At 61.0% G+C, this 13,914-nt stretch carries 14 protein-coding genes and 1 pseudogene; 3 read left to right on the forward strand and 12 right to left on the reverse strand.

The features are described 5' to 3' along the window. Positions 1–7: 7 nt before the first annotated feature. From HUN39_RS08970 to HUN39_RS08995, 6 genes are all read right to left on the reverse strand, one after another. Positions 8–853: a DUF58 domain-containing protein gene (locus tag HUN39_RS08970; RefSeq protein ID WP_175094117.1), complete on the reverse strand. Its 846-nt coding sequence runs from the start codon at positions 851–853 to the stop codon at positions 8–10. After that, positions 850–1,881 carry an AAA family ATPase gene (locus tag HUN39_RS08975; protein WP_175094118.1) on the reverse strand — a complete coding sequence of 344 codons (1,032 nt, stop codon included), beginning with the start codon at positions 1,879–1,881 and terminating at the stop codon, positions 850–852. Before HUN39_RS08975 ends, HUN39_RS08970 begins: the two co-directional genes overlap by 4 nt. Positions 1,882–2,012: 131 nt before the next feature. Next, complete coding sequence (locus tag HUN39_RS08980; protein ID WP_175094119.1) at positions 2,013–2,303, reverse strand: methanol dehydrogenase [cytochrome c] subunit; 291 nt, start codon at positions 2,301–2,303, stop codon at positions 2,013–2,015. Between the two features lie 66 nt (positions 2,304–2,369). Continuing rightward, positions 2,370–2,951 (reverse strand): cytochrome c(L), periplasmic, encoded by a 582-nt coding sequence (gene moxG, locus HUN39_RS08985; RefSeq protein WP_175094120.1) that lies wholly within the window; start codon positions 2,949–2,951, stop codon positions 2,370–2,372. Between the two features lie 35 nt (positions 2,952–2,986). Continuing rightward, a complete protein-coding gene (gene moxJ / locus HUN39_RS08990; RefSeq protein ID WP_175094121.1) occupies positions 2,987–3,892 on the reverse strand; it encodes a methanol oxidation system protein MoxJ in 906 nt (301 codons plus the stop codon). 112 nt (positions 3,893–4,004) lie between these two features. Continuing rightward, positions 4,005–5,879 (reverse strand): methanol/ethanol family PQQ-dependent dehydrogenase, encoded by a 1,875-nt coding sequence (locus HUN39_RS08995; RefSeq protein WP_175094122.1) that lies wholly within the window; start codon positions 5,877–5,879, stop codon positions 4,005–4,007. 326 nt (positions 5,880–6,205) lie between these two features. Between HUN39_RS08995 and HUN39_RS09000 the strand changes: the two genes are divergently transcribed. Then, positions 6,206–7,075 carry a trypsin-like serine peptidase gene (locus HUN39_RS09000; RefSeq protein WP_175094124.1) on the forward strand — a complete coding sequence of 290 codons (870 nt, stop codon included), beginning with the start codon at positions 6,206–6,208 and terminating at the stop codon, positions 7,073–7,075. A 1-nt stretch (position 7,076) separates the two neighbouring features. On the opposite strand, the gene HUN39_RS09005 is transcribed toward HUN39_RS09000, so the two are convergent. Both HUN39_RS09005 and HUN39_RS09010 read right to left on the reverse strand, forming a co-directional pair. After that, on the reverse strand, positions 7,077–7,949 hold the full coding sequence (locus tag HUN39_RS09005; protein ID WP_175094126.1) for a cytochrome c: 873 nt from the start codon (positions 7,947–7,949) through the stop codon (positions 7,077–7,079). 110 nt (positions 7,950–8,059) lie between these two features. Then, complete coding sequence (locus HUN39_RS09010; protein ID WP_232366002.1) at positions 8,060–8,659, reverse strand: pentapeptide repeat-containing protein; 600 nt, start codon at positions 8,657–8,659, stop codon at positions 8,060–8,062. 216 nt (positions 8,660–8,875) lie between these two features. Between HUN39_RS09010 and HUN39_RS09015 the strand changes: the two genes are divergently transcribed. Then, positions 8,876–9,295, forward strand: a complete 420-nt coding sequence (locus HUN39_RS09015; RefSeq protein WP_175094129.1) for a DUF3617 domain-containing protein — start codon at positions 8,876–8,878, stop codon at positions 9,293–9,295. Positions 9,296–9,599: 304 nt separating this feature from the next. Here the strand turns inward: HUN39_RS09015 and HUN39_RS09020 are convergent, their stop codons facing one another. Next, positions 9,600–10,289 carry a hypothetical protein gene (locus HUN39_RS09020; RefSeq protein ID WP_175094131.1) on the reverse strand — a complete coding sequence of 230 codons (690 nt, stop codon included), beginning with the start codon at positions 10,287–10,289 and terminating at the stop codon, positions 9,600–9,602. A 211-nt stretch (positions 10,290–10,500) separates the two neighbouring features. Here HUN39_RS09020 and HUN39_RS09025 point away from each other — a divergent pair, with 211 nt between their 5' ends. Further along, positions 10,501–11,556 (forward strand): alkene reductase, encoded by a 1,056-nt coding sequence (locus tag HUN39_RS09025; RefSeq protein ID WP_175094132.1) that lies wholly within the window; start codon positions 10,501–10,503, stop codon positions 11,554–11,556. Positions 11,557–11,696: 140 nt separating this feature from the next. Here the strand turns inward: HUN39_RS09025 and HUN39_RS09030 are convergent, their stop codons facing one another. The 3 genes and pseudogenes from HUN39_RS09030 to HUN39_RS09040 form a co-directional block, all read right to left on the reverse strand. Next, a complete protein-coding gene (locus tag HUN39_RS09030) occupies positions 11,697–12,446 on the reverse strand; it encodes a L,D-transpeptidase (protein WP_175094134.1) in 750 nt (249 codons plus the stop codon). 182 nt (positions 12,447–12,628) lie between these two features. After that, positions 12,629–13,486: a PAS domain-containing protein gene (locus HUN39_RS09035; RefSeq protein WP_175094135.1), complete on the reverse strand. Its 858-nt coding sequence runs from the start codon at positions 13,484–13,486 to the stop codon at positions 12,629–12,631. A 209-nt stretch (positions 13,487–13,695) separates the two neighbouring features. Then, positions 13,696–13,911 (reverse strand): annotated as a pseudogene (locus HUN39_RS09040) (transposase); the annotation flags it as partial. Positions 13,912–13,914: the final 3 nt, after the last annotated feature.

The following is a 13,914-nucleotide window of genomic DNA, read 5'->3' on the forward strand; positions in this document are numbered from 1 at the left end:
GCAGGCCTCACGCCGCCGTCAGCCGCATGCTGAGATCGCTGGCGTCGAAACTGTCTTGGATAAAAATCGGCGCGCGGCTGCGTCTTGAAGACGTGCGGGCGAGACTTCGCCGACGGAACTGCTCCACTTCGACCCAGCGCCGCTGAAGCGCGGGCCTCATCAACAGGAGCTGACGGCGTCCGCTCTCGCTGTCGCAAAGCTCCAGCACGCCCCATTTTGGCGGCGCGGCTTCGAGAGAGTCGATCAGAACGAGCGGCGCGACATCATGTAGTGAAAGCGCCTCGAACGCCTGCTCGATCAAATGCGCGGGCCAGCGAAAATCGGAAATGAGAAACACGAGCTTGCGCGTGGCGCCGAGAGCCTCCGCGGCGTCGAGCACGCCTTTGACGCTCGATCCGCTGGGCGTTTCGACGCCGATCCTTTCGACGCCGACGAGCGCCGCCCTACTCGATCGGGTCGCCGGCAGCGTCGCGCGACCGATCAGCGCCTCCTTGAAAGCGAACGCGCCAAAGCGATCGCCGTTACGCGTCGCCGAATACGCCAGCGCGCCGCAAAGATCGACGGCGACCTGAAATCGGTTGACGGCTCCGGCGAACCCCATCGACGCGGAAAGGTCCACGAGCGCGTAAACGTCGATCGCCGCCCTTTGCTCGAAGCTGCGCACATAGGTTGCGCCGAACGGATCGCGCAGCGTCGCGCGAAGGTCGATGCGGCGGGCGTCCGGATAGCGCATGAAAGGCGCCTGGTCGCGAAAAACTCCAAAGCCGCCGACCTCGCTCGACGTGTGGGCGCCGACGTGGTTGGCGGCAAAGCGACCGCGCAGTCGATATAGGATATCGACGATCCTATTCATGGAACGGGCGTCGCGTCGAAAGCCGCGCGGCACAGCCGCTTGACGATATCGTCGCCGCGCAGAGCGTGGATCGGATCGACAAAGATGCGGTGCGCCATGACTTCAATGAAGACATCGCGCACATCTTCCGGAACAAGATAATCGCGCCCCTCGAGCCAGGCCCGCACCCGCGCGGCGCGCACAAGCGCCGCCAGTCCGCGCGGACTCGCGCCGCCCTTGACGAGGCTGTCGAGGTCGACGTCCGGCAGCGACACGCCGGCCGAACTTGGGTCGACAAGCGCCTGCCAGAGGTTCAGCACGTAGCGTTCAAGCGCGTCGCTCGATCTCACATGTGTCTGGATCGCGCGCGCGATGGCAGGCGTCTCGCGATAGTCCAGCGTTCCGGGGCTCACCCTCTCGAGCAGGGTTTCGGTATCATGGAACGCTGGATCGAAAACCAGCCTGCGGCGCGCGTCCTCATCGTCCGGCGCGGCCATAAGAATTTCCATGAGAAATCTGTCGCGCGCGGCCGCCGGCAGTTCGAAGGTTTCTTCCCGCTCCACCATGTTCCGATCAGCGAACACATTGAGATAGGGGAAGTGATGCACGCGGTTGAACGCCGACACGCTGCGCTCGGCCATCAGCCGCAGCAACAGCGAATGAACCTGCGGACGCGCGCGGTTGATCTCATTGAAGAAGAAGACCGGCAGCGTCTCCGCCTGGCGGAGAAGCTCGGATGGATCGACGCGGGGGCGACCGTCTTCGCCCAGATAGGTATGATAGAGAATGTCGCTCGGCATCATGTCGACGGTGCCCTCGACGCGAGCGAAGTCGCCTCCAAGCGCGCGCGACACCGAACGCAGCAGCGTCGTCTTGCCGACCCCGACATCGCCCTCGATCAGCACATGGCCGCGCGCAAAAATGCAGATCGTCACGAGCCTGACGACGCGCGCTTGCCCGATGACCGCCTTTTGAATTTCCTGTTCAAACTCAAGGGCGCGCGCGCGCCAATCGGCGAGCTTCTGGACGAGGTGTAGAGTTTCGTTCAAGGCCTGACCTTAGCGCGCCAAACATAAAAAGGCGGCCACGATCTCGGGAATGGAACCGATGCGTTGTTGTCGAATACGCCGGCTCCAGATCGTGGCCGCTAGATCATCGCGCTTTTTTGTCGCGATGAAACTTATTGAGCAATCTTGCTCACGTCATATTCCCACTTGCCGGTCTTCTTGAAGTTCTCGACCCGCTTCTTGTTGCGCTCTTCCATAGCCTGAACTGACGCTTGCTGTTTGGCTATTTCCTTCGGGTCGTGTTTGGGATCGTATTTCGACCCCTCGACCTTGTCCGGAAAGCCTGGCTTGGGTTCCCAGCAATTTCCGGGCGCCTTGCACTTGGTGCCGTCATAGGCGAGCGCGCTCCCGGCGCCGAACAAAATGCCGACGGCAAGCGCCGCGGCGAAATGCATCTTACGCATCAGTTTCCTCCCTTTAGGAGGCTCGCGCCTCCTTGTTTGCGCCCCCGGGCGACGGAGACGTGAAAACTACTTCGCTTTTGGCTGGCATTGACCGGGCGGATTATCCGGCAGCGTCTCGTGACCGGCGTAGGGCTTGAACTGCTTGCGCTGCTCGGCGGTCAGCCAACTCGCCTTTTCCGGCGCTTCCTTGAAAAGATGACGAACCCAAGCCATCACTTTCAGCATTTCGTCGAGCGTCAGATTCTCATACTGCGGCCCCATAGACGCTTGCGCGCCGCCGTAGATCGTCGAAAAAAATCCTTCGTCGGTTTCGTTCTGTGGATAGGTGTAATAGGAGTCGTTGAGGCCAGGGCCGATCTTTCCTTCGCCGAGGTGGCCGTGACAGCCAGAGCAGGCGGAAAGAAAGAGCTGTTCGCCCAGTTTCAGGCAGCTCGCATCTTCGTTATACGGATTCTTGCCCGACGCCATGAATTCCTTGACGCCCGCGGTGTCCTTTCCCTCAGGCAGCGCGTCATTGAAGTTCAGCACCTCGCCCGTGATCGTGTTGCGGAATGTGATCCCTGCGGTCTGCGCGATGGCGCCGAGCGCAACCAAACAGGCCGCGGCGCCGATGAGGGACAGGGAAACGCTTCTTTTGCTATTCGACACGTATTTCGTCCTGCTTTTCGTTTGCGCGCGGCGCATCATTGGGTGACGGGAAGAAGAGGAACGCCTTCCGCTTTGAGGATCTCATCGATCTTTGGCCGAGCGGCGACAAGCGCCTGATCGATTTCAGCCAGCAAGGCTTTATCGTCGCGCCGCACCGCGACCGATTGATCGAAGCGCTGTGGCACTTTTTCGCCATTGCTCTTCACCGCATCGTCTTCGATCAGCGTCAGCCGCAGCGGCGCCGATGACGCTTTGACGTAACGCGCGACGTCCGGGGCAAAGCCGACCGCCACATCGGCGGCGCCGCTGACCACCTCCCCGACCATGCGGGCGGAATCAATCTGCGTGTATTGATTGCGCGCCGATTTGAAATTCACCAGCGAATAGAGATAGGCCATGTTGTCTTCGTACTTGCCCATATCCTTGAGCAGCGTTTCGCCCGGAGAGCCGAAGGCGACGGCGATGTGACCGAGCTTCTTCAGACGTGCGTCGGACCAGGATTTGATGTCGAGGTCGCGATCGGCGCGGCTGACGAAGACATAGCCGGTACGATAGTACGGCTTCGACGTCGCGACGCGCGGATCGCCGGTATCAAGGCCGATGACGACGTCGCAGAGCTTCTTGTCGAGAGAATCGCGCACGAGATAGATCGCCGGCTGCTGCGACCAGACGAATTGGGCCTTACGTTTCATGGCGTCGGCGAGCGCAACGCCGATCTTGTTCTCAAGTCCCGAGCCGTCTTCCAGCGAGAGCGGCGGCTGGTTCTTCGCCGCGCAGATGCGAAGCGTATTGGGATCGGACGGCTCTGCCGTCGAAGCGGTCGCGGCGTTCGAAACGGCGTCGCCAGTAACGCCGAGCGAAGCGCCTTCTGCGCTCATGACCGCAAGAGCGGCGAAGAGTGCGCAGCATGCGCCGACGGGCAAGCGAGTGAATCGCGACATGGCTTTCTTTCCGTGATCATTTCGATCGCCCTGCTCGGACGCACGGGGGGCGCGTCCGAGCAGGCGTCTCGTAACCGCCTCAGGCGGATGCGATCGATGGAACGAACGGCGATTAGTTCGCCTTGTATTCGCCCACGCTCAGATCGTCGTAGGGGCCTTTGCCGTCGAGCGAGAACACCATCACGCCGCCGCCCATCTGCGTGTAATTGGCGAGCTGCTTGAAGGCGCCGACCGCGCCGAGACCGGCTGTCGGATCCTGAAGATCGAACACGAGGCCAACTCCAGGCCAACCGCCGACTCCATACATGATGGCGAGATATTCGACGCCCTTGTGCTGGTAGACGATTGGATGTCCGATGACGCCGGAAGGCAGCTTGAACTTCCACAGCAGTTCGCCGGTGTCGCTATGACGGGCCTTGATGAAGCCGTCGAGCGTTCCGTAGAAGACGACATTGCCGGCGGTGGCGGCGGTGCCGCCCCAAACAGCGAAGCGCTCCATCTTCTCCCATTTGAACTTGCCGGTGATGGCGTTGTAGGCCTTGATCTGGCCGAGGCCTTCAGCCTTCTGACGATCGCCCTTCGGACCCGGAAACATATTGAGCGTCGCGCCGACGAAGAACTGACCCGCCCGATAAGGAAGCATGAAGGGCTCCCAGTCCATGCAGATGTGGTTCACGCCGAGGAAGAACAGCTCCTTGTTGGGATCGTAGGAGTCGAGGCCCTGGTTGTGATAGCCCATCGCCGAGGGACAGATGTCCTTAGCGAGATGGTCCATCCGCGTGCCATATTCCGGATCGCGCACCGGCAGGCCGCTCTTCAGATCGACCTTCTTGAACACATTGACCGTGTCATCGATCTTGTCGGCGGAGACCAGCGTGCCGTCGGTACGGTCCAGCGTGTAGACGATGCCGTTGCGGTCGGGATGGGTCAGCAGCTTGCGCAGCTTGCCGTCCTTGTCCTTCTGCTCGCTGAGCATCATGAAGTTGATGCCGGCGTAGTCCCATTCATCGTGCGGCGTCTTCTGATAGCCGAACTTCGCCTCGCCCGTGTTGAGATCGCGGCCCCAAATGGTCATCGTCCACTTGTTGTCGCCAGGACGCATGGTCTCGTTCCACGGCGCCGGATTGCCGCTGCCGTAGTAGACGAGGTTGGTGCCCGAATCGTAAGCGAACCAGCCCCAATTGGTGCCGCCGCCGATCTTCCAGGCGTCGCCTTCCCAGGTTGCTGTGCCGAGGCCCTTCTGGCCGTAATGCGGATTGGCCTTGTTGAAGTCGTCGCCGATCAGCACATCCGAATCCGGACCGGTCGCGTAGGCGCGCCACTTCTGCTCGCCGGTGCGCACGTCATAGGCGGTCATGTAGCCGCGCACGCCCAGTTCCGCGCCCGAGCTGCCGATGAGCACAATGTCCTTATAGATGTGCGGCGCAACAGTCAGCGTCGAGCCGACCTTGAAATCGGAATTTTCGATTTTCCAGTATTCTTCGCCGGTGTTGGCGTTCAGCGCGACGACATGGCCGTCGAGCAGCGTCTTCACGATCAGCGCGGGCGCCTTGCCGTCGCCGGGCCAGTAGGCGAGACCACGATTGACGATGTCGCAACAGGCGACGGCGCGCGCCGCGGCGTTCTGCTTGGGCTTATGCTGCCAGAGAATGCGGGTCGGATCGTCGAGGTTGAGCGCGAACGTATTATTGGGGAAAGACGTGTGAACATACATTTTGCCGTCGATGACGATCGGCGAACCTTCGTGACCGCTGAGCAGACCGGTCGAGAACGACCAGGCGACCTTTAGGTTCTTGACGTTATCGGCGTTGACCTTGGTCAGCGTGCTGTAGTGGTTGGAGCTGTAGTTCTTGCCCTGCATGGCCCAGTTGTCTTCGCTCTTCGTCAGAGCCTCGAGCTTATCCTCGGCAGTCGCAGCGGACATCGTCACGATCGGCGCCGCGATCAGCACGGACAACAGGGACACGGAATTCAGCAATTTCCTCATCGACGAGTCCTCCTGCAACCTCGCCCGAACGCCTTCACGGCGTCTTCGACGGCGACGTCGCCCCGCAAATAGACGGCAAAATGCAAGCCGCCATGGTTCATTGACGGTCGCTTATTCTCGCTGCGCGTTCGCGCGCAAATTCGAGAGACGATCCGCCGGCATATAAGTTTAAGCGCAAGGCCGAGTCTTCACGATTTATCGGTAATGTTCCTCGGGAATGATTGGCATGTCGCTTACCCATGCTTCCCGCCGTCGTGGCGCTTGACGCAAAATCGCGCACAGATTTTGTTGAAGGGCGATCATCCCCTCCTCATCAGAAGCATCGAATGCCAAAAACTCTTGAGCCAATGTATTCGCCTGCGCGCCGCCATCGCCTGATCACTCCGGCGAATCTGCGCTCGTCCGCCCGTCCGGCGGCCCTGATCATGCTCATGCTGCTCGGCGCGACGCTTGCGCGCATCGGCGCGCAAACAGCCCACGCCGCGCTTTACCCCGACGACAGGCGGCAAGCGATGACCGAGGCTGACGCCAGTCGCTTTGCCGGCGCCGGCGTGCTCATGTGCTACTCCGATTTCGGAACGCTGGAGCGTGCGGCAGCCGCCTGGCTCATCGGTTCGCATGACCTCGTCGTGATGAACGCGCATAATTTCGTCGACCGGCGTCTCGCCCCAACGCATCCGGTGACGAACTGCTTCTTCAGGATCGCCGGCGGCGATTACTATTTCGATGAGGACAGCCTGCGCATCGGCGCGTCGGTCGAATCGAAAGCCCTGCACATCACAGACGACTGGGCCTTGCTGCGCCTGCTTCAGCCAACGCCCCAAACCGTGAAACCGCAGCCCGCGCCGGATGCGAGCGATATCGCCACCGGCGCGCGGTTCAAGGTCGTGATGGTCTCGCCGGCCGGACATGCCAATACCCGCCTCGCGGCCACCACTGAGTCATGCGATGTTTATCGCGTCGACGAACCCACCGAAGGTCACACTCGTCGCGTGCGTCACGACTGCAACGACGGCTATGGCGGCTCGGGTTCCGGCCTGTTCACCGAAGACGGCCGTCTGATCGCCTTGCATAGCGCGTCGCTCGACATGAATCAGAAGCGGCCTTTCGATATCGAGACGCATTACGGTTCGGCGATGCTTTTCGAAGGCGAACTCGCCGAGGCGATCCGTGAGGCCGCGTCGAAGCCGCGTTAGCTCATTCCTTTGGTGGAATCGTCCGTATCCAGGCGACGAGCGCGTCGAGATCATCGGGCGACATTTTCGAAAAATGCGTCTTGGAGAGCGTCGACATCGGCGGCCTCAGCGGCGCGCCATCACGCGCCACGCCTTGTGTGATCGCGCGCTTCAACTCATCGTCCGACCACGCGCCGACTCCCTTTACCGGATGCGACGTGATGTTGGAGGCGACGACGACGCCGGCGGCGTTGCGGAAGGTCTTTCCGCCCGCCCCGAGACAATTTTGATAATCAGGCGCGCCGTCGATTTCCTCGCTGTGGCAAGACATGCAGCGGGCGAGCGACGCGACATAGAGGCCCCGCGTGTTTTTGTCGGCAAGAGACGCTTCATCAAAGGCCGCCGACGCTCCAGGCATCGGGTGGGGCGTCCATTCGCCGCTGCGCTGCTGCGGCGCCAGAAGCGGCGCGCGGATCGGCGTCGCCGAGCGCAGAAAAGCGATGATCGCGTCGAGATCGCGCGCCGTCAGCGGCTTATACGATTCCGACGGCATGACGGGCGCAAGGCGACCATTGCGGCCAATGCCGTCGACGATCGCGGCGCGCAATTCTTCATCGGTCCATGCCCCGACGCCGGTGTCTCTATCCGGCGAGATGTTGGAGCCGCGCACGACATAAGATTTGTCGGAGAATGTCTGCGCGCCGCCGCTAAAGCGATTGGAGAGATCGTAGCCCGCGACGCCCCGCGGCGTATGGCAGTTATCGCAGGCGGCCAACGCTTCGACGAGATAGCGGCCGCGTTCGATTTCGCCTGCATCGGCTATAGGACTGATCAGGCAGAATGTGAGCAGAGCGATTGGCGTCGCCAGACACGATGGCGGACCTTTGGCGCTCATGATGCAGGCGCGGTGTTGTCGGATACGGTGCACTTAATGCAACCTTCTCTTTGCGTCTCGAGGAACTATTCCCGGACGAAGCAGGAACGTTCGGCACGACGCCGCAGGTGTCAGCGCCCGAGAGAAAGATTCGAGCCATCGAGGACGGCATAGTCGAAACGTGCGCCGGTGACGATCGCCGCGGTGAAATTGGCGCCAGTAAGAACCGCATGCGTGAGATTGGCGCGCGTAAGGTCCGCCCCGTCGAAATTGGCGTCGGGGAGTTCGGCGCGCACGGGAACTATACCCTGATTGGCGGGATCGGCGCCGAGATCCGCGCCGATCAGCTTCGCATTGTGGAAGTTCACGCCCTTGCCGCCGCCAATGATGCGCGCATTCGAGAGGTCGGCATCGGCAAATGTCGCGCCGTCGAGAAGCGCGGCATAGAGCGTCGCGGCGTTCATTTGAGCGCCCGAGAAGTCCGCGTTTTGCAAATCAGCGCGCGTGAAATTCGCGCCCGACAGATCGGCTTTTGCAAGCTTTGCACCCGCGAGCTTGGTGGAGAAGAAGTCTGCGCCATGCATGTTGAGGCCGGACAGATCGACGCCTGAGAGATCGAGATTTGAAAGATCGATCGGCTCATTATGCGCTGCGGCGACCTTTTGCTCGACCTGCGCGCGCGACAATTCAGCTGCGAAGACTGGGGTCACTGGCGGAAAGACGAAAAGCATTGCTCCGGCGACACACGCAAGGCAGCGACCGATCCGTCTTTGATTGGGTAATCTCATCAGTCGAACCCCGTCGCATATAGGCTCTCAAAGCCTATGTTCGTCAGGCTAAGAGATGCAACAGGACAATCTCCCGTGGGTGCAGGGAAGCAGTGGCAGGCATCAGCCACGGCGCGGTAGGACGTAGATCGCCATGCGCTTTCGCGATAAGGAATGAAGATGCAACGCGCGCAACTTTTTCCCTCCGGACTCGTCGTCGCTCTTTCGCTGTTTGCGGGCGCGCATTCGCCTGCATTCGCGAGCGACGCTGAACCGCCAAAGCGCCGGCCGGGCCTATGGCGTATTTCGACGATCTCGCCGGAGATCGGGCTGCAGACCAATGACGTCTGTATCGAAGTCGGCGATAGCATCATCGGCGCCCAGGATGAAAGTTGCGCGAAGCCTTCTGTTACGCGCGCGAATGATCAGATCATCGTCACCATCGAATGCGGCCCGAAGGACGCGCGTGACGTCACGAGTCTGCTGTTCACCGGCGATTTCCAGAGCTGGTACCGCGCGCAGTCGAAAACGACGGCGAGTTCCCGTCGCTCAGGCTTCACGATCGACGCGAAGTTTCTGTCCGAACGCTGCGCGAACTAACCGCTCCCGACAAGCCCAGTCGGGACTGCGGCGCCGAAAGCCCTGCTCTGGCGAGATAGCCGGCGCAGGTGAGGCCGTTGTCCTGCGCCGATGACGATGGCGTCGTAGGTCTTAGGCATTGGCTCATCTCCGAGTTTGGCAGGGCGAATGCCGCACGCATCCTTTCAGACGAATACAGCGGACCCTTTACGCCGGTTCGTGAAAAACTCGAAGCGGCGCTGCCGGAAATCGATGCGCGATCATCGAACATTTGAGCCCGAGCGACGAGCGCGCGGGCAAAGTCGAAGAGGCATCCGCCTGTAGCTCAGGGTTTTTTCTGTAATGAGTGCAAACCGTCAAGCGCGCGGTTTACGTAGGTATGGAATTGCGTCGCTTTCTCGATGGGCACAGTGAAGATGGCGACCCCGAAACCTATCGCTGCGGCGATCAAAGCCGTGATGACGACAGAAACGAATCTGTACACGATCGTCCCGCGACTGCGAGCAGGACGGACTTCCGAACGGCTTTCGTATCCTTGAGCATCTCTCACAATCTCGGGAGCATTTTGCTCAAATACTTGCTCGTGGGCGTGCAAGATCGTTCCTGCCTCTGGCGGTTCAAACTCTGCCTGGGCAAATTGCGCTTGTTCGATCTCATGCCGGTGCGCATGACTCTGATCCGGAGCTACATTGTTGGAGGCGCCCAAAACGACCTGTTCCTGCTCTTCCTCTCGCCGGGCGCGCGCCGCGGCCTCGACGCGTTCAGATCGCCGGCGTTCTTCTTCTCTTAGTTCCACAGCGGCGAGTCTTTCCTCCAAAGCGGCAAATCTTTTTTGCAAAGCAGCGATCGTCCACTCGCTGCGCAGCGTCTCGTTCTCACGCGGCGCCGCCTCGGCTGGCGCGAACGGAACAGTATCAACCTGCTCTCTTCCACGACGATTTTCTTCTCTACGACGCTCTTCCTCCCTTTGTTCGAATGCGGCGAGAGTCCAGTCGCTGAGAAGGGTCTTGCTCATCTTTCACTCCAGTCTCTCGGTGTTCGCCAGACCAAACACCTCGCGTGGCATTGTCAGTATCGGAAAATCCCGTAGAAACTTTCAGGCTTGTCTCAACGGTTCAAAACATAAGGCTGGGACGATGTTAGACATTTGTAAAGATCGGCGCGCGGCGCCGAGCAAGTGAACCCTTTCCGATCAAATTACGTCCTCCCGTAGGCAGAGCATCCGAATGTCGAACTTGTTTCAGCCCGTGCGTCTCGGCGAGATGGAATTGCCAAACCGCCTCATCATGGCGCCTCTCACCCGCTGCCGCGCCAGCGAAGGGCGCGTCCCCAACGCGCTCATGAGGGACTATTATGTGCAGCGCGCTTCCGCGGGCCTCATCCTCACTGAAGCGACATCCATCATGCCGATGGGCGTCGGCTATCCCGACACGCCGGGGATTTGGTCGGAGGCGCAGACCGACGGATGGAGACGGATCACGGAGGCGGTTCACGATTCTGGCGGACGGATCATGCTGCAGCTCTGGCATGTCGGCCGGGTGTCGCATCCGATCTATCTCAACGGCGCGCCTCCTGTCGGGCCGAGCGCGATCGCGCCCACCGGACATGTGAGCCTGTTGCGCCCCTACCAGCCCTATCCGATCCCCCGCGCCCTGCCGCTTTCCGAGATCGCAGAAATCGTTGAGGCTTATCGCCGCGCCGCGGAAAACGCCAAGGCGGCCGGTTTCGACGGCGTGGAGTTGCACGGCGCCAATGGCTATCTGCTCGACCAGTTTCTTCAAGACAGCGCGAACACGCGAACAGATCGCTACGGCGGCTCGGTCGAAAACCGCGCGCGCCTCATGCTTGAAGCGACGGACGCCGCTATCGCCGTCTGGGGAGCAGGCCGCGTTGGCATGCATCTGGCGCCGCGCGGCGATTCCCACTCAATGGGCGATTCCGACCCAAAGGCGACCTTCGGATATGTCGCGCGCGAACTCGGCAAGCGTGGCGTCGCCTTCATCTGCGCCCGCGAACATGCGGGGCCCGACGCGCTCGGGCGCGTTCTCAAGGAGCAATTCGGCGGCGCCTATATCGTCAATGAGGGCTATACCGCAGAGACAGCTGAAGCCGCGATCGCCGCGGGCGACGCCGACGCGGCGGCGTTCGGCAAGCTCTACATCGCCAACCCGGACCTGCCCGAGCGTCTTCGCAGGCATGCGGCGTTGAATGAACCTCAACCGGCGACCTTCTATACGAAGGGTCCGGTGGGGTACACGGACTATCCGGCCTTAACGGGATAAGCGGGGTTCGCCCGCCCAAGGAAATTCCGTTGCGAGCGTGAGCGCCAGACGGATAGCGGGCTAACGCCCGCTATCACCAGGCGGCACCCTCGAAATCCCATCCGCATTCGGCTGGCTGGCATGGCCTTAGCCGGAGAGGCTCACCGGCGCGCCACTTTGGCGGGAAGAACGACGACGCGGGTTCCAGCGGCGGTTTTTTGGTAGAGATCCATCGCGTCCTGATTGATCATCCGGATGCAGCCAGACGATTGGCTCTTCCCGATGGTCCATGGCTCATTCGTGCCGTGGATGCGAAAGAGCGTGTCTCGGTCCCCTTGCCAGAGATACATCGCGCGGGCCCCTAACGGATTGCCGGGACCGCCATGCATGCCAAGACCGCTTTGCAGCTCAACCAACTGCCTCTTAAGGTCGGGCCTGCGTTCGATCATTTCTTTCGGCGGATACCAGTCAGGCCATTCCTGCTTACTCTTGATCGTCGCTTCCCCTGACCAGGCGAACCCGTCGCGTCCGACGCCGATGCCATAGCGGGTCGCCCGGCCGCCCGCCTCGACGTAATAGAGAAAGTGTCCGGCGGGATCGACCACGATCGTCCCTGGAGCTTCTCTGGTCGCGTAGGCGACGTTGGCGCGGTGGAATGCTGAATCGACGAGGCCCGGTCTGACCGCTGGAACGATGAAGCCGGCGTCTTTGATCTCGCCGTAGAGGTTGCCGCCCTGGACCGCGACTGCGTCGATGCGTCCCGCCGACCCGGCAGGATCGCTGCGAGGCGTCGGCGCGATCGCGGAGGCGCTCAGTGTCGGGGGCCTCTGCGTGCTGACGCATCCGGCAAGACCCGCCCCGGCCACTGCTGAGGCGAATATGATCAGGATATGACGGATTTTGGAGGGCATAGGCGATCACCGTCCTCGGCTGCTTCCATCAATATAGCTAAATCCGCGCCGTTAACCAATTTGCCCGGCGTGGCTCGGCTCCGCGAGCTGAGCGGGACCGATCTCTCTGAAGACGTCTGGTCGGGTCAAGGCTTAGGGAGGAACGCCAGCAATGCCGCTGATCTCTATATTGCCGTCGCGCCTTAGGCTCGCTTCGCCTCATGGCAAGACAACTCCTCCAGCAGATCGAGAAGCGCTTCAAATCGGACCGGCTTAATAAGTAGACCGTCGAAGCCGACATCCTTAACGAGCTGAACCGTGCGCTCGGCGCGCGAAGCGCTGAGGGCGACGAGAGAGATTCTGTCGCCTTGGGGGACATGAATGCGACGGGTCAGATCAACGACATCCAAATAGGGCATGCCTATATCGAGAAACACCAGCGGCGGCTTAAATTCATTCAGCGCGGCGAGGCCGCCCGCTCCGCTGTAAGCAAGCCGGACACGGGCCCCGACTGTTCCAAGCAGCAGCGCAAGCGCGTCAGCCGCGTCACGATTTTCATCAATCACCAGAGCCCTGAGCGACGGGGCTGCGTTCGCGGCCGTGCCGGCGGACGCCGCTTCCAATGAGGGCTTACCGCGCTGCGCGGTGACATCGTGGGCGACCCCGATCATGCGAAGCGGACGCCCTCGCTGGTCTCGCTCGACGACCCCGCGTTCGCGGAACCATGTTACTATTCCATCCGGACCAAGAATTCGGATTTCGGTCTCAAACCGTTCAGTCTCGCCGAGCAGCGCTGCTTCGATATCTGCGCAAAATCGCGCTCGATCTTCTGGATGGACAGCATCCCGGACTGCGGCAAACCGGCTGAACATGCCTGTGCTCGAGGACATGTCGGAGTCAAACGGATCAAACCGCCGCACGATATCCCGCACGATGTCCCACTCAAAGCTGATCATGGGAACCGCGCGCAGCGCTAGGCGCAGCGCAAGTTCATTGCGTCGCGCCCGTTCCTCATGGGCGGCCTTAAGTCCGAAATTCGCTTTCCGCCCCAGCTGCGTCATTGCAGCCTTGTCCGTCGTAATCTTTTGATAGTTATCATCGATCGGTCTTTCCCATGACGGCCAAGTTGAAATGTTAGTGCAATATCAACCTGCTGACCAGCGGGCGCCGCCAATGATGATGCGAGCCGCGCGACCTTGTTCCGCCCAAGCGAGCTTCGCCTTTCTCTTCCGAGTCAACATAATTGCAAAACGCTCTAGCTGTGAGGTTTCTATAGGTTGTCCATCCGGACGCCGGCGCGTCTCCATGTGGCGTCGACGGAGCGTTCAGCGGCTTTTCGCATCAAGTGTTTGAATTTTGCAAAAACCGGCTCGATGGGATTTAAGTCCGGGCTGTAGGGCGGCAGGAAGAAGAGCTTGGCTCCGGCGGCCCGAATGGCGTCGCGTACGGGTTTGCCCTTGTGGCTACCGAGGTTGTCGAGGACGACATT

The organism is Methylocystis silviterrae (assembly GCF_013350005.1).
Taxonomy (GTDB): Bacteria; Pseudomonadota; Alphaproteobacteria; order Rhizobiales; family Beijerinckiaceae; genus Methylocystis; species Methylocystis silviterrae.

Bases quoted from the DNA above. Each gene is read 5' to 3' on its own strand.
- HUN39_RS08970 (WP_175094117.1), bottom strand. From the start codon at position 853: ATGAATAGGATCGTCGATATCCTATATCGACTGCGCGGTCGCTTTGCC.
- HUN39_RS08980 (WP_175094119.1), bottom strand. From the start codon at position 2,303: ATGCGTAAGATGCATTTCGCCGCGGCGCTTGCCGTCGGCATTTTGTTC.
- moxJ (WP_175094121.1), bottom strand. From the start codon at position 3,892: ATGTCGCGATTCACTCGCTTGCCCGTCGGCGCATGCTGCGCACTCTTC.
- HUN39_RS08995 (WP_175094122.1), bottom strand. From the start codon at position 5,879: ATGAGGAAATTGCTGAATTCCGTGTCCCTGTTGTCCGTGCTGATCGCG.
- HUN39_RS09000 (WP_175094124.1), top strand. From the start codon at position 6,206: ATGCCAAAAACTCTTGAGCCAATGTATTCGCCTGCGCGCCGCCATCGC.
- HUN39_RS09005 (WP_175094126.1), bottom strand. From the start codon at position 7,949: ATGAGCGCCAAAGGTCCGCCATCGTGTCTGGCGACGCCAATCGCTCTG.
- HUN39_RS09010 (WP_232366002.1), bottom strand. From the start codon at position 8,659: ATGCTTTTCGTCTTTCCGCCAGTGACCCCAGTCTTCGCAGCTGAATTG.
- HUN39_RS09015 (WP_175094129.1), top strand. From the start codon at position 8,876: ATGCAACGCGCGCAACTTTTTCCCTCCGGACTCGTCGTCGCTCTTTCG.
- HUN39_RS09020 (WP_175094131.1), bottom strand. From the start codon at position 10,289: ATGAGCAAGACCCTTCTCAGCGACTGGACTCTCGCCGCATTCGAACAA.
- HUN39_RS09025 (WP_175094132.1), top strand. From the start codon at position 10,501: ATGTCGAACTTGTTTCAGCCCGTGCGTCTCGGCGAGATGGAATTGCCA.
- HUN39_RS09030 (WP_175094134.1), bottom strand. From the start codon at position 12,446: ATGCCCTCCAAAATCCGTCATATCCTGATCATATTCGCCTCAGCAGTG.
- HUN39_RS09035 (WP_175094135.1), bottom strand. From the start codon at position 13,486: ATGACGCAGCTGGGGCGGAAAGCGAATTTCGGACTTAAGGCCGCCCAT.